The 19144-nt window shown below is 70.5% G+C and carries 17 protein-coding genes; 10 read left to right on the forward strand and 7 right to left on the reverse strand.

The window, feature by feature from the left end; translation table 11 throughout:
* Positions 1-40: 40 nt before the first annotated feature.
* Positions 41-2338, reverse strand: a complete 2298-nt coding sequence (locus ACZ6X9_RS03450) for a transglycosylase domain-containing protein (protein ID WP_469776215.1) — start codon at positions 2336-2338, stop codon at positions 41-43.
* A gap of 204 nt (positions 2339-2542) precedes the next feature.
* Here ACZ6X9_RS03450 and ACZ6X9_RS03455 point away from each other — a divergent pair, with 204 nt between their 5' ends.
* The 6 genes from ACZ6X9_RS03455 to ACZ6X9_RS03480 all read left to right on the forward strand — a co-directional run bounded on the left by ACZ6X9_RS03455 (position 2543) and on the right by ACZ6X9_RS03480 (position 8267).
* The gene (locus tag ACZ6X9_RS03455) at positions 2543-3502 is read left to right on the forward strand and encodes an SPFH domain-containing protein (RefSeq protein ID WP_469776216.1); all 960 of its coding nucleotides are present in this window, start codon (positions 2543-2545) and stop codon (positions 3500-3502) included.
* Positions 3499-3771, forward strand: a complete 273-nt coding sequence (locus ACZ6X9_RS03460; protein WP_469776217.1) for a type II toxin-antitoxin system antitoxin — start codon at positions 3499-3501, stop codon at positions 3769-3771. The genes ACZ6X9_RS03455 and ACZ6X9_RS03460 overlap by 4 nt, the downstream gene beginning before the upstream one ends.
* A gap of 108 nt (positions 3772-3879) precedes the next feature.
* The gene (locus ACZ6X9_RS03465; protein WP_469776218.1) at positions 3880-4404 is read left to right on the forward strand and encodes a PadR family transcriptional regulator; all 525 of its coding nucleotides are present in this window, start codon (positions 3880-3882) and stop codon (positions 4402-4404) included.
* Positions 4401-5087: an ABC transporter ATP-binding protein gene (locus tag ACZ6X9_RS03470; protein ID WP_469776219.1), complete on the forward strand. Its 687-nt coding sequence runs from the start codon at positions 4401-4403 to the stop codon at positions 5085-5087. Before ACZ6X9_RS03465 ends, ACZ6X9_RS03470 begins: the two co-directional genes overlap by 4 nt.
* Positions 5084-7525 carry an FtsX-like permease family protein gene (locus ACZ6X9_RS03475; protein WP_469776220.1) on the forward strand — a complete coding sequence of 814 codons (2442 nt, stop codon included), beginning with the start codon at positions 5084-5086 and terminating at the stop codon, positions 7523-7525. Before ACZ6X9_RS03470 ends, ACZ6X9_RS03475 begins: the two co-directional genes overlap by 4 nt.
* A 136-nt stretch (positions 7526-7661) precedes the next feature.
* The gene (locus ACZ6X9_RS03480) at positions 7662-8267 is read left to right on the forward strand and encodes a Uma2 family endonuclease (protein WP_469776221.1); all 606 of its coding nucleotides are present in this window, start codon (positions 7662-7664) and stop codon (positions 8265-8267) included.
* A 31-nt stretch (positions 8268-8298) separates the two neighbouring features.
* Here ACZ6X9_RS03480 and ACZ6X9_RS03485 read toward each other — a convergent pair whose 3' ends face one another.
* Positions 8299-9321, reverse strand: a complete 1023-nt coding sequence (locus ACZ6X9_RS03485; protein WP_469776222.1) for a LysR substrate-binding domain-containing protein — start codon at positions 9319-9321, stop codon at positions 8299-8301.
* A gap of 132 nt (positions 9322-9453) precedes the next feature.
* On the opposite strand from ACZ6X9_RS03485, the gene ACZ6X9_RS03490 reads away from it, so the two are divergent.
* Entirely contained in the window at positions 9454-10008 is a 555-nt protein-coding gene (locus tag ACZ6X9_RS03490; RefSeq protein WP_185941816.1) for a peroxiredoxin, read from the forward strand.
* An 11-nt stretch (positions 10009-10019) separates the two neighbouring features.
* On the forward strand, positions 10020-10553 hold the full coding sequence (locus tag ACZ6X9_RS03495; RefSeq protein WP_469776223.1) for an alkyl hydroperoxide reductase: 534 nt from the start codon (positions 10020-10022) through the stop codon (positions 10551-10553).
* 79 nt (positions 10554-10632) lie between these two features.
* On the opposite strand, the gene ACZ6X9_RS03500 is transcribed toward ACZ6X9_RS03495, so the two are convergent.
* From ACZ6X9_RS03500 to ACZ6X9_RS03515, 4 genes are all read right to left on the reverse strand, one after another.
* The gene (locus tag ACZ6X9_RS03500) at positions 10633-12081 is read right to left on the reverse strand and encodes an AI-2E family transporter (RefSeq protein WP_469776224.1); all 1449 of its coding nucleotides are present in this window, start codon (positions 12079-12081) and stop codon (positions 10633-10635) included.
* Positions 12082-12263: 182 nt separating this feature from the next.
* Positions 12264-12998, reverse strand: coding sequence for an aggregation-promoting factor C-terminal-like domain-containing protein (locus ACZ6X9_RS03505; RefSeq protein ID WP_469776225.1), 735 nt, complete (start codon positions 12996-12998; stop codon positions 12264-12266).
* A 483-nt stretch (positions 12999-13481) separates the two neighbouring features.
* The gene (locus ACZ6X9_RS03510; RefSeq protein ID WP_469776226.1) at positions 13482-14804 is read right to left on the reverse strand and encodes a PhoH family protein; all 1323 of its coding nucleotides are present in this window, start codon (positions 14802-14804) and stop codon (positions 13482-13484) included.
* 429 nt (positions 14805-15233) lie between these two features.
* Positions 15234-15995, reverse strand: a complete 762-nt coding sequence (locus ACZ6X9_RS03515; protein WP_469776227.1) for an isoprenyl transferase — start codon at positions 15993-15995, stop codon at positions 15234-15236.
* 126 nt (positions 15996-16121) lie between these two features.
* Here ACZ6X9_RS03515 and mgrA point away from each other — a divergent pair, with 126 nt between their 5' ends.
* Positions 16122-17165 carry an L-glyceraldehyde 3-phosphate reductase gene (mgrA, locus tag ACZ6X9_RS03520; RefSeq protein ID WP_469776228.1) on the forward strand — a complete coding sequence of 348 codons (1044 nt, stop codon included), beginning with the start codon at positions 16122-16124 and terminating at the stop codon, positions 17163-17165.
* A gap of 713 nt (positions 17166-17878) precedes the next feature.
* Here mgrA and ACZ6X9_RS03525 read toward each other — a convergent pair.
* Entirely contained in the window at positions 17879-18619 is a 741-nt protein-coding gene (locus tag ACZ6X9_RS03525; protein WP_469776229.1) for a prepilin peptidase, read from the reverse strand.
* Between the two features lie 128 nt (positions 18620-18747).
* Between ACZ6X9_RS03525 and ACZ6X9_RS03530 the strand changes: the two genes are divergently transcribed.
* Positions 18748-19128 (forward strand): DUF192 domain-containing protein, encoded by a 381-nt coding sequence (locus ACZ6X9_RS03530; protein WP_469776230.1) that lies wholly within the window; start codon positions 18748-18750, stop codon positions 19126-19128.
* Positions 19129-19144 lie beyond the last annotated feature (16 nt).

The following is a 19144-nucleotide window of genomic DNA, read 5'->3' on the forward strand; positions in this document are numbered from 1 at the left end:
TGAGGCACGGCAGCCGCTCGGTTCGGCCAGGGCGGTTCGGCTACGGCAGGTTCAGCCCGTCGTCTCCGCCCGGGCCACCCTGGCCGCCCGGATCACCGGTATCGCCCGGGCCGCCGGTGTCGGGCGGCTTGGGTCGGCCGGTGTGCGGCGGCTTGGTGACGGGCGGCTTGGGCGGAAGCGTGTGCTTCGTTTCCTTGTCGCTGGGCGTCTTCGGCGTGCTCGGCGTGTTCTTGGTCGGCGGCGGCGTGGACGGCGCCTTCGTGCTGGGCGGCGGCGTGGACGGCGGGGCCGTGGTGGCCGGCGGGGCCGTGGTGGCCGGCGGCGGCGCCGCGGTGGCGGCGCCGTTCTCCGTCTGCAGGTCGAACTTGGCTTCGGCGTCGTCGCCGAGGGCCGCGTCCGTGTAGGCGGACCAGATCTCGGCGGGGAAGCTGCTGCCGCCGATCCGGTCCCTTCCGCCCGCGCCGTACAGCGGCACGTGATCCTTGCCGGACTCGCCGTAGACGGCGACGATCGTGGTCAGCTCCGGCGTGTAGGCCGTGAACCAGGCGGACTTGTCGTACTCGGACGTACCCGTCTTGCCCGCCACCTCGTAGCGCGAGTTCTTGACCATGTTGGCGGTGCCGTCGTCGCTCTCGACCACGCTCCTGAGGACCGCGGTGACACCGTCGGCCGCGTCGCGCTTGAGGACCTGCTCCCGGCCCGACGTGCTCGGAAGGTCGATGTCCTGGCCGTTGCGGCTGATGGACTTGATGATGCTGGGCTCGACGCTCTTTCCGTGGTTGTTCAGGGTCGCGTAGGCGGCCGCCATGTGCAGCGGGCTCTGCAACATGGCGCCGAGCGCCATGGCGGGGTGGGCGCCGAAGTCGTTGGCGTTGCCGTTCATGCCCAGGGCGACGGCGGTCTCCTTGACCTTGCTCAGGCCGACATCCACGGCCATCTGCGCGAAGACCGGGTTGATCGACTTCTGCATCCCGAACTCGACGGTGACCGGACCGTAACTGCGCTGGTCCTCGTTTTCCGGGTTGTAGCCGTTGGCTCCCGGGCCCTCGATGACGTGCCGGTTGTCGCCGTTGTAGATGGTGTTGGCGTTGATCGGGTCGCCGCTACGGGTCTTGGAGTTGTTCGTCAGAGCGGCGGCGTAGATGAAGGGCTTGAACGTCGAACCCGGCTGGTAGTCCTCACGAGTCGCGTTGTTGATCTGGTGCTGCTGGAAGACCTTGCCGCCGTACATCGCGACGATCTTTCCGGTCTTCGGGTCCACGGAGACGGCACCCGGCTGGACGGCCCGGTCGACCTTGCGGTTCTTCGGGTCCAGATGGCTCCACAGCTTGTCGTCGACCGCCTTCTCCAGGGCCGCCTGGCGCTTGGGGTCGATGCTCAGCGTGATGGTGTAACCGCCGGCGCCGATGTCCATGTTGTTCTTTTTGAGGATCTCCGAGGCCTGTTCCTTGGCCAACTGGTAGAAGTACCCGTTCTGCCCCTTGAGACCGGTGTCCGGCTTGGGCTTCTTCACATCGGGGAACTTCATGGTCTGGCGCTTGTCCTTGGCCAGCCAGTTCTTCTCGACCATCTTGTCGAGGACGTAGTTCCAGCGCTGGTGGACGAGCTTCTTGCCGGTCTCCGAGGCCGTGGCGACGTCGTAGGAGCTGGGCGCCTGGAGCAGGGCGGCGAGGTACGCCGATTCCTCGACGGTGAGCTTGTCGAGCTCCTTGTTGAAGTAGGCGTGCGAAGCCGCCTGGATGCCATAGGAGTTGCGGCCGAAGAAGCTCGTGTTGAGGTAACCGGCGAGGATCTTCTCCTTGGACATCTCGTTCTTGAGCTTGAGCGAGATGATCAGCTCGGTGACCTTGCGGCTGACGGTCTGGCGCTGGTCGAGGTAGTAGTTCTTGACGTACTGCTGGGTGATCGTCGAACCACCCTGCTTGCCCTCGCCCATCACCGTCTTGAGGATGCCGCGTGTGGTACCCATCAGGTCCACGCCCGAGTCGTCCCAGAAGTCCTTGTTCTCCGCCGCGATGACGGCGTTCTGGACGTTCTTGGGAATCTTCGAGAACTCGACCACCTCGCGGTTGAACTCACCGTCCCGCTTGATGACCTTGCCGTTCGGCAGCTTGTAGACGGTGGCCTGTGCCATGGCGGCGTGCTTGCCGTCCTTCGGCACGTCCACGTACATGTACAGCGCCGCGAAGGCGCCCGCCCCCAGGGCGATCAGCCCGAAGAAGTAGGCGAGCAGCTTCTTCCACGTGAAAAAGCGACGTATACCGGTCTTTTTGGGCTTCTTGCCCTTGGCGCTGCGGGCACTGCCCTTCTGCGCCCGTCGTGCTTCGGCTCGACCCATCTCTCCCGTAGCTCCACTCTGTCCGCCCCCAACCAGCTCACGAAGCTAACACCGCAAGTGTGACCAAAGGCCCATCGATCAAGGGTTTGGCGCACGTGACATATAGCACCCCGGAGGACGGAACCCGGGTGCGGCGCGATGCGGGAAACCGTACAGGGCGGTAAACTGATATCAGTTTGCTAGACACCACTCAGGGGGACCACCATGCCCGAAGCGCCGCTCGACAGCACCACCACCGTCACCACCAGCCCGCCGACCGGCGCCGGCGCGCCGGTCGTCCGCGAGCTGCCGGCCAAGGACATCGGCGGCGGACTCGCCCTGCTGCTGGGGCTGCTGGGACTACTGACCGGTGTGGGGCTGGTCGTACTGGGAGCCGGCTTCGGGTCGGACGGAAACAAGGGGGCGGCCGGGGGGCTCATCGCGTGCGGGGTGGTCGTCGGCATCGGCGCGATCATCGCCATGTGCGGGCTGAACACCATCGCTCCCGGCGAGACCCGCGTCGTCCAGCTCTTCGGCCGTTACCGCGGCACGATCCGCACCGAGGGCCTGCGGTGGGTCAATCCGTTCACCAGCAGGGAGAAGATCTCCACGCGGGTGCGCAACCACGAGACGGCCGTATTGAAGGTGAACGACGCCTACGGCAACCCGATCGAGCTGGCGGCGGTCGTGGTGTGGCGGGTCGAGGACACCGCCCAGGCGATGTTCGCGGTGGAGGACTTCCAGGAGTTCGTCGCCGTCCAGACCGAGGCGGCCGTCCGGCACATCGCCATCGAGTACCCCTATGACGCCCACGACGAGGCGGCGCTGTCCCTGCGCGGCAACGCCGAGGAGATCACCGAGAAGCTGGCCGTCGAGCTGCACGCCCGGGTGGCGGCGGCGGGCGTCCGGATCGTCGAGTCGCGGTTCACCCACCTCGCCTACGCTCCGGAGATCGCCTCCGCGATGCTCCAGCGGCAGCAGGCCGGCGCGGTCGTCGCGGCCCGGCAGATGATCGTCGAGGGTGCGGTGGGGATGGTGGAACAGGCCCTCGCCCGCATCAACGAGCAGGGCATCGTGGAGCTGGACGAGGAACGCAAGGCGGCGATGGTGAGCAACCTGATGGTGGTGCTGTGCGGGGACCGGGCCGCACAGCCCGTCCTCAACACCGGCACCCTGTACCAGTGACGGACGACCTTCCCCCGCAAGGACGGCCGCGGCAGCGCAAGCAGGTGCTGCTGCGGCTCGACCCGCTGGTCCACGACGCGCTCTCGCGCTGGGCCGCCGAGGAGCTGCGCAGCGCCAACGCGCAGATCGAGTTCCTGCTGCGCAAGGCGCTGGCCGAGGCGGGCCGGCTGCCCCGGAACGTCGGCGCGATCCGCCGGCCCGGCCGCCCGGCCGCGTCGGAGGGGCGGGAGGAATCAGAGGGGAGACTGGGAACCGAAAGCGACGGTTGAGGCGTCCGAGACCTCGGAGCCGCTCCCCGCGCGGACGCGCTTGGCTGCCACCACAGCTCTACACCATGTCTATACATATGGGGTATAGAGCTGTTGTACAGTCGCGGCATGTCGATCGGACACACTCTGCTCGGTCTGCTGGAATCCGGCCCGCGCCACGGTTACGACCTGAAGCGGGCCTTCGACGAGCACTTCGGCCACGACCGGCCGCTGCACTACGGCCAGGTGTACGCGACGATGTCGCGCCTGCTGAAGAACGGGCTCGTCGAGGTCGACGGGATCGAGCAGGGCGGCGGCCCGGACCGCAAGCGCTACGCGATCACGGAGGCCGGGGTCACCGACGTCGGCCAGTGGCTGGCCCGGCCCGAGAAGCCCGAGCCGTACCTCCAGTCGACCCTCTACACCAAGGTCGTCCTCGCCCTGCTGACCGGCCGGAGCGCGGCCGGGCTGCTCGACGCCCAGCGGGCGGAGCACCTGCGGCTGATGCGCGGGCTGACCGAGCGCAAGCGCTCCGGCGACCTGGCCGACCAGTTGATCTGTGACCACGCGCTGTTCCACCTGGAGGCCGACCTGCGCTGGCTGGAAGTCACCGCCGCCCGGCTCGACCGGCTCGCCGAGGCGGTGGGCGCGTGATACCCGCCGGCTCCCTGCTGAGCGCCGTCGGCCTGCGCAAGGCGTACGGTCCGACGCGCGCCCTCGACGGCGCCGACTTCTCCGTCCACCCGGGGGAGGTCGTCGCCGTCATGGGCCCCTCCGGTTCCGGCAAGTCCACGCTGCTGCACTGCCTGGCGGGCATCGTGCGGCCGGACGAGGGCGTCGTCACCTACGACGGCCACCGTCTGACGGACCTGACCGACGCCGAGCGCAGCGCCCTGCGGCGCGGGGAGTTCGGCTTCGTCTTCCAGTTCGGCCAGTTGGTGCCGGAGCTGACCTGCGGGGAGAACGTGGCCCTGCCGCTGCGGCTGGCCGGCGTCCGGCGCAAGGAGGCCGAGGCCAGGGCCCTGCACTGGCTGGAACGGCTGGACGTCGTCGACACCCGCGGCCAGCGTCCCGGCGAGGTCTCCGGCGGGCAGGGCCAGCGCGTCGCCGTCGCCCGCGCGCTCGTCACCACGCCCCGCGTGATCTTCGCGGACGAGCCGACGGGCGCCCTCGACACCCTCAACGGCGAGCGCGTGATGGAGCTGCTCACCGCCGCCGCCCGGGAGACCCACGCGGCCGTCGTGCTCGTCACCCACGAGTCGCGGGTCGCCGCGTACTCCGACCGCGAGGTCATCGTCCGGGACGGCACGGTCCGGGACATGGCGGGAGTCCTGTGACGAACGGGGAGTCGGCTCCCGATGGGGTGAAGCCGGCCGTCGCACGAGGCGCCCTCCGGCCCACCGGCCCCCGTGGTCCCGCCCGTTGGTTCCGCGATCTGTCCCTGGGCGCCCGGTACTCCGTCGCCGGCGGCCGGGAGGGCCTGCTGCGGACCGCGTGCACGGCGGTGGGCGTCGGGCTCGGCGTGGCCCTGCTGCTGCTCGTCGCGTCCGTCCCGTCGATGCTCGCCAACCGGCATGCCCGGGAGACGGCCCGTTCGGTGGGCGTCACCGGCGAGTTCCGCGACAGGACCGAGCCGGACGCCCGACGCGGTCCGGACACCCTGCTCTACCAGGAGGTCCACACCGACTTCCGGGACAAGCCCGTCACCGGCGGGCTGCTGGCCCCGGACGGGCCGGACGCCCCCCGGCCCCCGGGCGTGGACCGGCTTCCGGAGCCCGGCGAGATGGTGGTCTCCCCCGCGCTCGCCGCGCTGCTGGCATCGGACCGGGGAGCGCTGCTGCGCGACCGGTTCGCCGCCTACCGGCCGGTCGGCACCATCGGCGAGGCCGGGCTCGTCGGCCCCGACGAGCTCCTCTACTACGCGGGCAGCGACCGGATCCGCCCGGCCACGGGCGCCAAGCGCGTCGACCGGTTCGGATACGACGAACCGGACGTGCCGATGGACCCGGTCCTCGTGGTGCTCAGCGTCCTCGGGTGTGTGGTGCTGCTGACGCCGGTCGCCGTCTTCATCGGCACCTCCGTCCGGTTCGGCGGCGCCGGACGCGACCGCAGGCTGGCCGCGCTGCGGCTGATCGGCGCGGACCGGCGGATGGTCCGCCGGATCGCCGCGGGCGAGGCGCTGACCGGCGCGGTGCTCGGGCTGGGCGTCGGCGCGGCGCTCTTCCTCCGTCTGCGCGAGTACGCCCGCGACCTCACCATCCGCGACACCGCCGTCTTTCCGTCCGACGTCATGCCCACGCCCTGGATGCTGGCGCTGATCGTCGTCGCGGTGCCGGCCTGCGCGGTCGCGGTCACCCTGTTCACCCTGCGCGGCGTCGTCGTCGAGCCGCTGGGCGTGGTGCGCGGCACGGCGCCCCGGCGGCGCCGGCTGTGGTGGCGCCTGCTGGTCCCGGCCCTGGGCGCCGTCCTGCTCACCCCGCTGTCCGGCCGGATGGCCGGGCGACTGCCGGTGCTGTCCGAGCTGCCGCTCCTGCCGGGGCTGCCGGTCGACGCCTGGCAGGTGGCGGCCGGTGCCGCGCTGCTGCTGCTGGGCGTCACCGCGCTGCTCCCGTGGGGCGTCGAGGCGTTCGTCGCCCGGCTGCGCGGCGGCCCGCCCTCCTGGCAACTGGCCGTGCGGCGGCTCCAACTGGACAGCGGTCCGGCGGCCCGCGCGGTCGGCGGCATCACCGTCGCGGTGGCCGGCGTGATCGCCGTCCAGACGGTCCTCACGGGCGTACGGGGGCACCTCGACGACTCCCCCGAAGCGCTCGCCAACCACTCCCGGCTCACCGGTTCGCACGTGGTGGGCTCCCCGTCGCAGGTACACGACTGGGTGGACCGGTTCCGGCGCACCGAGGGGGTGCGGGCGGTGACCGGGTACGTGGAGCGGTACATCGAGAAGGACGGCGAGCCCGGCACGGTCACCAGCGTCATCGTCGGCGACTGCGCCACCCTCGCCGAGCTCGCCGACATCGGCTCCTGCCGGGACGGCGACGTCTTCCTCGGCCGCTCCGGGGACCCCGGCCGCGCCGACGCGTTCGGGCCCGGTACCAAGGTCGTCGTCAGCCCGTACACGGAGGGCTCGGCCCGTACGTACCGCTGGACCGTCCCCGACTCGGCCCGGGTGGCACGGACCCGGCCGGACCCGCTGGGCGAGCACCCCGACGGCGTCCTCGCCACCCCCACCGCCATCGACGCCTTCGCCCTCCCCGACGCCAGGACCCGGCTGGCCGTGCAGACCGAGCCGGGCGATCCCGACGCCATCGAGCGGGTCCGCAACACCGCCGCCGGCATCGACCCGGCCCTCCGGACCGACCGGCGGGGCGGCGTGGTGAAGGAGGACAACGCACCGCTGGTCCGGCGCGGACTGCTGGTGGGCGCCCTGGGGATACTGGCCCTGATCGGCACGGGTCTGCTCGTCACCACGCTGGAACAGCTCCGCGAACGGCGGCGCACGCTGGCCGCCCTCGTGGCCGTCGGCACGCCCCGCCGCACACTGGCGTGGTCGGTGCTGTGGCAGACGGCCGTCCCGGTGTTGCTGGGCACGGCCGTCGCCGTGGCGGGCGGCCTGGGCCTGGGCTGGGCCGTGCTGCGGCTGACGGGCGCGCGGTCGGCCGACTGGTGGGCGTTCTGGCCGGTGGCGGGCGCGGGCGTGGGGCTCGTCGGTCTCGTCACCCTCGCCACGCTCCCGGCGCTGCTGCGGATGACGCGGCCGGAGGGGCTGCGGACGGAGTAGCGGGCCGCTTCTGCCACAGGTCAGACCGGTGTCCCGAGCGCCGTTCCCCCCTGCGAGTGAACACGTGCGCGAGGGAACAGAACGGCTGTACCGACCTACGATGATGGTCTCGATTCCGGCCGCCAGGAGGCACATGATGTCCGCCGCAGCAATCGAGTACCCCTGCGATGACGACGAGCCGACCCTGCTGGAGCAGGCCGAGCAGCTCGCGGACCGGCTCCCCGGCCACCGCGTCGAGGTCCTGGGCGGACAGATCGCCGTGACACCACCGCCCGACTCATCCCATGCTTGTTCGCTGACCAGTCTGACCTTCGACTTCCACGCGGCGGAAACGGAGGAGACCTGTGTCATGCAAGGCGTGGGCATCTGGCTGCCCGACGGGCCTTGCGATTACGCCATCCCCGACCTGGCCGTCGCCGACGCGGACATCGGCGAACACGCCATCGAGTCGACCTACTACGACCCGTCCGTCTTCCGCCTGGTCCTCGAAGTCACCTCGTCCAACTACGCCCAGGACGTGCGCACCAAGGTGGCCGCCTACGCGATCGCCAAGATCCCGGTCTACGTCATCGTCGACCGGAAGAGGCAGCGGTTGCACGTCCTCACGGACCCGTTCGCCAACGAGTACCGCAGCCACCGCGTCTACGCGCCCGGTGAGCGTGCCGTGCTCCCGGAGTCCATCGGCGCGACGGTCGAACTCGACGTCGACGGCATCCTCAAGAAGGCCGGCCGCCGGGGCTGACGTCCGGGCCACGATCCGGGGCCGACGCCGCTCAGCCCACGATCCGTACCGGCAACGAGCTCAACGCGTCCCGCAGCGCGTCCGCGAACTCCTCGAACTCGCTCTGCCGCGCCGCGCCCGAGCGCATGGCCAAGGCGATCCGGCGGGAGGGCGGGGGCGCGGCGAAGCAACTGGTGGCCAGACGGTCGCTGCGGGCGGTCTCGACGCGGACGGCCGTCCGCGGCAGCAGTGTGACGCCGAGCCCGCCGCCGACCAACTGCACCAGTGTGGACAGTCCGGAGGCGCTGGTGGCCACGGGCGCTCCGGTGGCGCGGCCGGCCTCGCGGCAGACGTCGAGGGCCTGTTCGCGCAGGCAGTGCCCCTCGTCCAGGAGCAGCAGGTCCAGGTCGCGCAGCGCGCTGCGCGGGACGTCGGTGCGCCCGGCCAGTTCGTGGCCACAGGGGGTGACCAGGACGAAGTCCTCGTCGAACAGCGGCATTTCGGTGACCCCGGGGGCGCCGAGCGGCACCGCGAGCAGCAGCAGGTCGAGCCGGCCCTGGCCGAGGCCGTCGAGGAGGGACGAGGTCTGCTCCTCGTGCACCTGGAGGTCGAGGTCGGGGTAGACCTCCTGGACCAGCCGGAGCACGGTGGGCAGCAGGTACGGCGCCACGGTGGGGATGACGCCCAGCCGCAGTACGCCGGTGAAGGGCGCCCGGGCGGCCTCGGCCTCCTCCATGAAGTCGCCGACCGCGTCCAGCACCGTACGGGCCCGTGCGGCCAGCCGTTCACCCGCCGGGCTGAGCAGCACCCTCCGCGTCGTACGCTCGAAGAGCTGAATTCCCAGCGACTCCTCCAGGGCCGAGACGGCGCCCGAGAGCGCCGGCTGGCTCATCGAGATCGCCGTGGCGGCGTCCCGGAAGTGCAGGTGCTCGGCGACCGCCGCGAACGCCCTGAGCTGGGCGAGGCTGGGCTGGCGGGGGCGGCCGGACGGCGCCTTCGCCCCGCCCGGGCGGGCGGCCGGCTCCTGGGGCTCGGCGCCCCTGGCGGCCCGGTTCCGCGATATGGACGACTCCATCGATAACCACCTCCGATCAACACCAATCAGTCTAACTATTTCCGCTATCAATGCCTCCTGTGGCAGGGTGGATCACGTCCAACCCCGCAGAAAGTCCGCAACCAGGGACTTTCTTCGCTGCAAGGAGAGCGCGTGCTCACTGTCGGTGACAAGTTCCCCGAGTTCGACCTGACCGCCTGTGTGGACCTCGACGCGGACAAGGCTTTCGCGCAGATCGACCACAAGACCTACGAGGGCAAGTGGAAGGTCGTCTTCTTCTGGCCGAAGGACTTCACCTTCGTCTGCCCGACCGAGATCGCCGCGTTCGGCAAGCTGAACGACGAGTTCGCCGACCGTGACGCCCAGATCCTCGGCGTCTCCGGTGACTCGGAGTTCGTGCACCACGCCTGGCGCAAGGACCACGCCGACCTGCGTGACCTGCCCTTCCCGATGCTGGCCGACGCCAAGCACGAGCTGATGCGCGCGTGCGGCGTCGAGGGCGAGGACGGCTACGCCCAGCGCGCCGTCTTCATCGTCGACCAGAACAACGAGATCCAGTTCGTCATGGTGACCGCCGGCTCCGTCGGCCGTAACCCCAAGGAGGTCCTGCGGGTCCTCGACGCGCTGCAGACCGACGAGCTGTGCCCCTGCAACTGGAGCAAGGGCGACGAGACCCTCGACCCGGTCGCGCTCCTCTCGGGCGAGTGAGCTGATCTCCCATGGCTCTCGATGAACTGAAGTCCGCCATACCGGACTACGCCAAGGACCTGAAGCTGAACCTCGGCTCGGTCATCGGCAACTCCGACCTTCCGCAGCAGCAGTTGTGGGGCACCGTCCTCGCCTGCGCGATCGCGACCCGTTCGCCGATCGTCCTGCGCGAGCTGGAGCCCGAGGCGAAGGCGAACCTGTCCGCGGAGGCGTACACCGCCGCCAAGGCCGCCGCCGCCATCATGGCGATGAACAACGTCTACTACCGCACCCGGCACCTGCTGTCGGACCCGGAGTACGGCAACCTGCGCGCGGGTCTGCGGATGAACGTCATCGGCAACCCGGGCGTGGAGAAGGTCGACTTCGAGCTGTGGTCGCTGGCCGTCTCCGCCATCAACGGCTGCGGCATGTGCCTCGACTCGCACGAGCAGGTGCTGCGCAAGGCCGGTGTGGCCCGCGAGACGATCCAGGAGGCGTTCAAGATCGCCTCCGTGCTCCAGGCCGTCGGCGCCACGCTCGACGCCGAGGCCGTTCTCAACGGCTGAGCACACCCCTCGCAAAGCGAAAGGCGGCCCGCCGACCTCCCCGGTCGGCGGGCCGCCTTTCGCCGTGCGCGGGGCCGGTTCACTCCGGCCGTTCGCCCGGTACCTCGCCGCGTGAGTACGCCTTCAGGTAGCCGACGACCGTGTTGGTCACCGCCACCAGCGGCACCGCCACCACCGCGCCGCCGATGCCGGCGACCATCGAACCGGCCGCCACGGAGAGCACGACCGCCAGCGGATGGACGCGCACGGCCCGGCCGAGGATGAACGGCTGGAGGATGTGGCCCTCTATCTGCTGTACGGCCAGGACGACGACGAGCACCATCGTCGCGGTGAAGACACCCTGGGTCACCAGCGCCACCACCACGGCCAGCGCGCCCGAGACCACGGCGCCGACCAGCGGGACGAAGGCGAACAGGAAGATGAAGACGGCCAGTGGCACGGCCATCGGCACCTTCAGGAAGTACAGGCCGATGCCGATGCAGACCGCGTCGATCATGGCCACTATCACCGTGCCGCGCACATAGGCGGTCAGCGTCGCCCAGGCGCGCGGCCCGGCTCCCGCCACACCCTCGCGCGCCGCGCTCGGGACCAGCCGGAGCACCCAGCGCCAGATCCTCGGCCCGTCGTAGAGCAGGAAGAGGGTGGTGAACATCGCGAGGATGATGCCGGTCATCGTCTCGATGATGACCTGGACGCCCTCTATGCCCGCCGAGGTGATCTCCTTGGTGTTGGAGCTCAGGGCGTCACTGAGGTTGCCGGTGATGTTGTCGATCTGCTTCTGGGTGACATGGAACGGGCTCTTCCGCAGCCAGTCCTTCAGGTCGTGCAGACCCGTTTCGAGCTGCCCGGACAGGTCGTCGACGTTCTCCATCACCTGCCAGACCACGAACCAGCCCACCAGCCCCATGATCACGAAGCCGGAGATGAAGGTCACGGCCGTGGCCAGCCCCCGGTGCAGACCCCGCCGCTTCAGCGCGGCGACCGTCGGCTGAAGCAACGCGGTGATCAGCAGGCCCGCGACGAACGCCAGCACCACCAGTTGCACCGCGCTGATGACACGCATCAGCACCCACACCGTTCCCGCGAGGACCAGCAGCCGCCAGCCCGCCTCGGCCGCCACCCGCATGCCCCAGGGGACGACGGCGACGGGTTCGGGGCGCGGGGGTTCGGCGAGGACGGCCGCGGCGGAGAGCGGCGGCGTCCGTTCGGCCGGAGCCGGGGTCGGGCCGGGCCCGGTGTCGGTGGACGAGGTGGTGGCGTCGGTTCGCGGCGGTTCGCCGTCCGGTGCCGGGGAGGCGGCCGTCGGATCGCCGTGGGCGGGGCGGGCGGACGCGGCGGATTCCGGTTCGGCGGCCTCCTTGCCCACGGGTTCCGTGGTGGGCCGCTCGCTGATGGGGGCATCGGCCGGCGGCTGCGCCCAGGCGGGCACACCGTCCGGGTCGGTGCGCGCCTTGCGCTCCTCCAGTCGGTGGGAGAGCCGCGTCAGGCCCGAGCCGATACTGCCGAGCCATTGTGGCAATCTGGACATTTCTCTTCCTCTACCCCCACATCCCCCGCGGCCATCCGGCATGAACGTTACCTGGGCCCCGCGGGTCGGAGACGAAAGGTTTCCGCCCACAGGGCCCTCGTTCCCCCCGGAAGACCCACAAAGCCCCCGACCGGTTGGGGTCGGGGGCTCGCGGAAGCGTCGCGCGGCGCGCGCCGGAGGGCCTAGTACCAGCTATTGGCCTGCCAGAAGGACCACGCGCCACACGGGCTGTGGTACCGCTCGTTCATGTAGCTGAGGCCCCACTTGATCTGGGTGGCCGGGTTGGTCCGCCAGTCCGCGCCCGCGGAGGACATCTTCTCGGCGGGAAGCGCCTGGACGAGACCGTAGGCGCCGGAGGAGGCGTTGGTGGCCGTGTAGTCCCAGCTACTCTCGTTGTTCACGATGTTGCTGAAGCACTGGAACTGGTCGGCGGGGACGATCTGCCGGGCTATCGCCTGGACCTCGGCGGTGCTGTAGGAGCCCTTGACCGGGATGTCGACGGAGTCGCGGGTGGCCGAACGGCTCGCGACGTCGTCCTTCTCCTTCTCCCGCTCCTTCTCGGCCTTCTCCTTGGCCTTCTCCTCCGCCTCCTTCTTGGCGGCGGCCTCGGCCGCCTCCTTCTTGGCGGCGGCGTCCTCGGCGGCCTGCTTGCGGGCGGCCTCCTCGGCCTCCTTCTTGGCGACCGTCTGGGCCACGCCGACCTGGGTGTCCGCCTGCTGCGTCAGCGAGGCGGTCTGGACGGCGTTCTGCCCGGCGGGAAGTTCCGCGAGGAGCGTCGCGTCGGCGGCGGCAGCCTGCACTCCGCCCGTCGTCGTCATGTTCTGCTCGTCGCCCTGGGCGACGCCCACGACGGCGCCGACGGTGGTGACCGCGGTGGCGGAGGCCACGGCGAATCCCCGGACCGAGATCCGGCTCACACGCTTTCCTTCCAGCATCGCCCGCGCAGGTGACCCTCGCGGACGCGATCGCGCCCCTGACGCTGGCCTCTGCTGGTACGGTCCCGCGAACTCGCGGGACCGGCCGGTCACTGGAGGCACTGGCCCGGCGGACCGGCGGTGAACCCCTGGTGAAGGAGGTCCGCACGGTGCGCGGGCGGCATACGGCGACACTGTTCAGTTGTCGGTTCCCCTGTTGGTTCAGGTGGCGGGGAACCGCGCACTCCCTGGGGAGCCCGAGGCGCAAGTGCCGTATGCGGGGCCTGACAGGAACCAGACTCTGCCCGACGCGCACGCTCGGAGGCAATTCCGCGTTGCGTGGGAAACGTCACACCATGTTCGACGCCCCGGAATTCCGGGAAGAGGGGGCGCGGCAGCACAACGCGCGGCTAAGCTCCCAGGCTTTGCCGCGCGTTGTCCGCGAAAGACCGCCTCACCTTCGCCGGGCCGTGATCGGGCGCCGCGTCAGATGCGCCCGTCCTCCAGCATCTCCGTGACGAGTGCCGCGATCGGTGACCGCTCCGAACGCGTCAGGGTCACATGCGAGAACAACGGGTGCCCCTTCAGTTTCTCCACTACGGCCGCGACCCCGTCGTATCGCCCGACGCGCAGGTTGTCGCGCTGCGCCACGTCATGGGTGAGGACGACACGGGAGTTGGCGCCGATGCGCGAGAGCACGGTGAGCAGCACGTTGCGCTCCAGCGACTGGGCCTCGTCCACGACGACGAACGCGTCGTGCAGCGAACGGCCCCGGATGTGCGTCAGCGGCAGCACTTCCAGCATGCCGCGCCCCACGACCTCCTCGATCACCTCGGCCGTGGTCACCGCCGAGAGCGTGTCGAAGACCGCCTGGGCCCAGGGGCTCATCTTCTCCGACTCGCTGCCGGGCAGGTAGCCCAACTCCTGGCCCCCGACCGCGTACAGCGGACGGAACACCATCACCTTCCGGTGCTGCCGCCGCTCCAGCACCGCCTCCAGGCCGGCGCAGAGCGCCAGCGCCGACTTGCCGGTGCCGGCCCGGCCGCCCAGCGAGACGATGCCCACCTCGGGGTCGAGCAGCAGGTCCAGCGCGACGCGCTGCTCGGCACTGCGGCCGTGGATGCCGAACGCCTCCCGGTCGCCGCGGACCAGGCGCACCGCGCCGTCCGCCGTCACCCGGCCCAGCGCCTTGCCCCGCTCCGACTGGAGCACCAGACCGGTGTGGACGGGAAGTTCGACCGCTTCGGGGATGTATGTCCGTTCCGCAGCGAACAGTTCGTCCACCTGCTCGGCGGTGACGGACAGCTCCGCCATCCCCGTCCAGCCCGAGTCGGTGATGGCCAGCTCGGCCCGGTACTCCTCGGCCAGCAGGCCCACCGACGACGCCTTGATGCGCAGCGGCAGGTCCTTGGAGACCACCGTGACGTCGTACCCCTCCGCCTGGAGGTTGCGGGCGACCGCGAGGATGCGCGAGTCGTTGTCCCCCAACCGGAAGCCGACGGGGAGTATGGCCGGATCGGAGTGGTTGAGCTCGACCCGCAGGCTGCCGCCGAGCTCCCCGATGGGGATCGGGGCGTCGAGCCGGCCGAACTGCACCCGGTACTCGTCCAGTCGGCGCAGCGCCTTCCGGGCGAAGTAGCCGAGCTCCGGATGGTGCCTCTTGGCCTCCAACTCCGTGACCACCACGACGGGCAGCACCACCTCGTGCTCCTCGAAGCGGCACATGGCGCCTGGATCCGCCAGCAGGACGCTGGTGTCGAGGACATAGGTGCGCCGGTCGTTCTCACGGCGCTTCTTGCTGGTCACCACGGGTGCACGAACCCCCTCGGGGAGAGGTCTGGACGCGACCTGGGTCGCGGGGAAGGGGCCGGGTCCATGCCCTTCGAGGGCCGGTCGACGGCCCTCCACGTCCTCCGCGCGACCCGCGGGGGCGGCAGGGCCCGCCTGCACCGCTCAGCCGTCGCGGGCTTCGTCCGTCGCAAAGGGCCTCCCGGGCGGGCGGCCCCATGCCGCCCGCTGCAGAGCGACGGTCATGGGGACGACCGCCGGCCTGGAGGGGATATTCCCGCCGAAGCGCTTGACCATGCAACGGCATATGCGACGAGCAGGTGAACGACCGATCACCGGACCGCTACGGCGGCCCGGTCGGCGACGGTGCGGAACCGGGCAATCGCCCAGCGCACATGCGGGACAAGGACGGTGACGATCCGTGCGGCGGCCGCGAGCCGGCCGGTCCGCTCAGTATCCGTAACGCCGGTGGCGCGCCGCATAATCACGCAGTGCGCGGAGGAAGTCGACCTTGCGGAAGGCCGGCCAGAAAACCTCGCAGAAGTAGTACTCGGAATGCGCGCTCTGCCACAGCATGAAGCCGGAGAGGCGCTGTTCGCCGCTGGTGCGGATGATGAGGTCCGGGTCGGGCTGGCCGCGCGTGTAGAGGTGCTTGGTGATGTGCTCGACGTCGACGGATTCGGCCAGTTCCTCGAACGACGTGCCGTTCTCGGCGGCTTCCAGGATCAGGGAACGCACGGCGTCCGCGATTTCCTGCCGGCCGCCGTAACCGACGGCCACGTTGACGAGTATTCCCTTGACGCCGAGCGTGGCCTGCTCGGCCTCTTTCAGGACGGTCTGCGTTTCGGCCGGGAGCAGGTCGAGCTGCCCCACGTGGTGGACGCGCCAGCGGCCGTCCGCCGCCAGCCCGCGGACCGTGTTCTCGATGATGCCGAGGAGCGGCGTCAGTTCCTTCGCCGGCCGGTCCAGGTTGTCCGTCGACAGCATCCAGAGGGTGACGACCTCGACGTCCGTCTCGTCGCACCAGCCCAGGAGCTCCTGGATCTTGTCCGCGCCGGCCTGGTGCCCCTGCTCCGGGGTCCGCCCGTCGGCACGGGCCCAGCGTCGGTTGCCGTCCAGGATGACGCCGATGTGCTTGGGCACCTGGGCGTGGTCGAGGCGGCCTTCCACCCGGTGTGCGTAGAGCCTGTACACCAGGTCGCGCAACTTCACGTTTCCAGCCCCTCCATGCCACTGCGGTTCCCCGCCACTGCGGGCACCCGAGGGCGCCACATTACTGCCAGCGTGTCGCGAGGACCCAACTCGGCCGGTCACCGGGCCGTGATAGTCAGTGGCGACATGACCGATTCGCACTACCACGCGGCCGAAACGCGCTACGACTCCATGGAGTACCGGCGTACGGGCCGCAGCGGGCTCAAGCTGCCCGCCATCTCCCTCGGACTGTGGCACAACTTCGGGGACGACCGCGCGCTGGCCTCTCAGCGCGCCATTCTGCGGCGCGCCTTCGACCTCGGAGTCACCCACTTCGATCTGGCCAACAACTACGGGCCGCCGCCCGGTTCCGCCGAGCTGAACTTCGGCAGGCTCTTCGCCCAGGACTTCCGGCCTTACCGCGACGAACTGGTCCTTTCCACCAAGGCCGGCTATCTGATGCACCCCGGCCCGTACGGCGAATGGGGTTCGCGGAAATACCTGCTCTCGTCCCTGGACGCGTCACTGGTCCGAATGGGTGTCGATTACGTCGATATCTTCTACTCGCACCGCTTCGACCCGCACACCCCGCTGGAGGAGACGATGGGCGCCCTGGCGTCCGCCGTCCGCCAGGGGAAGGCGCTCTACGTCGGGATCTCCTCGTACACGGCCGAGCGGACCCGCGAAGCGGCGCGGCTGCTGCGCGAGATGGGTGTGCCCGCCCTGATCCACCAGCCCTCCTACTCCATGATCAACCGCTGGACGGAGGACGACGGGCTGCTCGACGTTCTGGAGGACGAGGGCATGGGCTGTATCTCCTTCGCGCCGCTGGCCCAGGGGCTGCTCACGGACAAGTACCTGGGCGGCGACGTCCCGGCGGGCTCGCGGGCCGCGAAGGGCTCGTCGCTGGACCCGGCGCTGCTCACCGAGGACGTCCTGCGCCGGCTTCGCGGGCTGGACGACATCGCGCGGCGGCGCGGACAGTCCCTGGCGCAGTTGGCACTGCGCTGGGTGCTCCGGGACGAGCGGATGACCTCGGCGCTGATCGGCGCCTCCAGTGTGGGCCAACTGGAAGCGAATGTGGCGGCGCTGGAGGGTCCGGAACTGACCGAAGAAGAACTGGCCGAGATCGATTCCTTCGCGGTGAGCACGGAAGGGGTCAACATCTGGGCGAATCGTGGTGCCTCGTAGGGGTCCGTGCGGGTTCGGGAGCGCGGGCGCCCGGGCGCGGTGACAGGGCGAGGCTCCGGGACCCGCGCAGGCGGGGAGGGCTGCGACGTCGGGCGCTCAGGGAGGCGCGCCGACACAGGCGGCACGGGTCGCCGCGACCCGCCACCAGGGCGCGGTCGCGCACCCGCTCGGGCGATGCGTCCGTGCGTTTGCCCTCGGCATTCCGTAGACGTCTCGCGAATGCTTTGTGCATGAATCGTGGGTGATTCCGGCGCGCTTCCCCCGCCGGAATTCCACCGCATCGCGATCACAACTGTCCGGAGTCGCACGAATCCATACGGAGAGTGACATCGGCCCACGAAAAACGGGCCGGTCCGTGGGGGGGATACGGACCGGCCCGAGGGGGGGTTTCCACCATAACCGGTCGGAGGGGGTGCATCGCGCATCGGCGGGGGTGACTTAGCGTGGCGCGCTGACTTTCGGCACAGTTGTTGATCTTGAAACGACCGGTCGGCAGGGTCACGCGACACTCATTCCTCCATGTCAGCACTGGGGCTACGGTGTAGAACCGGCCAAGTGATCACCAGCCGACCGTGCTCTCCGTCACCTTCATCGAAATGTTGCACAAACTCGTCGCCGACTTGACGGGTGTGGGCCGAATGGGGGGAAGCGGGTGCGGCGTCCGCGAGATGAGGGTGCGCGAGGTGGGGTGCGCGAGCGCTTGTCGCGCCGACTCATCGCCGTATCGACCACCCGCCCGCCACCAGGGCGAGCCAGGCCCCCGCGAGCAGGAAGGGGCCGAGGGGCATGGTCGTACCGCGTGCCGCGCCGCGGGTGAGCATCAGGGCGATGCCGTAGACCGAGCCGAGCAGGAGCCCCGCGAGGCCGCCGAGTATCAGCACCCCCCAGCCGTACCAGCCGAGGGCACAGCCCAGACCCGCGGCGAGCTTGACGTCGCCGAAGCCCATCCCGGCCGGATGCGCCAAGTGCAGCACTAGGTAGACACCGCCGAGCGCGATGCCGCCGAGCAGGGACCCGGTCCAGCTCCCGCCCGACGCCGGCAGCAGGGCCGCCACGCCCAACAGCGCGGCCGTGCCTCCCGCCAAGGGCAGCGTCAGGGCGTCCGGTAACCGGTGGACGGCCCAGTCGACTCCCGCGAGCAGCACGCCCACCGGTATCGCCAGCAGCCACACGGCGAGTTCGGGCCGCGGGCCGACCGCCGCGGCCGTCACCGCGCACACCGCGGCCGTCACTCCGGCCGGCCACACCACCCCCGGCCCGTATCTCGTCCTCCCGCACACCGCGCACCGCCCGCGCCCCAGCCCGCGCCCCAGGGCGTGTCCGCAGGGAGCCGTCGTCCGCCATGCCTCGTCCGGCTCGACCGACAGCCGGTAGCGCGCGCCCGGCACCAGCGCGCCGGCCAGGATTCCGTAGAGGGCGGCCGACACCATCAACGCGATCAACAACCAGTCCATGCGCCGAGGTTACGGAGCCGCGGGCAGGGACGGGCCGATCCCCGCGAAAGCTGTGGACGGCCTGCCGTATGTGGATAACTTGGCCACCCGGAGGGCTGATAGAGCCAGGGATCCCCGAGCGAAGGGCCATGCCGATGCCAGGCTGGACCGACGGCTTCACCCACCTCACCGTCGAGTCCGGGGACCGTGCGTTCCCGACGGTTCCGGTGGAGGTCGCCGCCTCCTACCGCGCCCGGACGCGCGGACTGCTCGGACGCGACGGAATCGAGGGGATCATGCTGTTGACGCCGGCCGGCTCGGTGCACACGTTCGGGATGCGGTTCCCCATCGACGTGGCCTACCTGAGCCGGGACATGCGGGTGCTCGCCGTACGCACCATGGCTCCGCACCGCCTCGGCCGGCCCAGGCCGACGGCTCGGCACGTGCTGGAGTCGGCGGCCGGAGCCATGGCCCGATGGGGGGTGAGCCAGGGGACGCGCGTGCGGATCGTCCCCATGGTGCCCGGCTGACACGGGCCCGGCCGGC

It is taken from the genome of Streptomyces sp. NPDC052910 (genome assembly GCF_055585605.1).